The organism is Bacillus sp. Root131 (assembly GCF_001429475.1).
Classification (GTDB): Bacteria; Bacillota; Bacilli; order Bacillales; family Bacillaceae_G; genus Bacillus_A; species Bacillus_A thuringiensis_S.
In genome coordinates, this window is record NZ_LMJQ01000001.1 from 359,688 (window position 1) to 359,937 (window position 250).

A 250-nucleotide genomic window follows, 5' to 3' on the forward strand; every position below is an offset into this window, starting at 1 on the left:
ATAAAGCTGGAGATGCGGATACAATTACAGTRAGTGRRGTWRCYGAAGGTGATCTTGTTCGCGTATATGATGCATCAACAGAAGGAAAAGAGTTAGGAAACGCAACAGTAGCGAAAGATGCGAAGGAAGCAACAATCACAGGAAAAGATTTACTAGTATCAACAGGCGGCACAGTATACGTAACAGTAACGAAACCGAATAAAGATGAGAGTAAGAGAGTCGCAGTGAAGTACGAAGCAGAGCCAACAAC

General features: G+C 42.6%; 1 pseudogene. It reads left to right on the top strand.

Going from position 1 to position 250, the window contains the following annotated elements:
• Positions 1 to 250: pseudogene (locus ASE54_RS36670) on the top strand (IMP dehydrogenase); the annotation flags it as partial.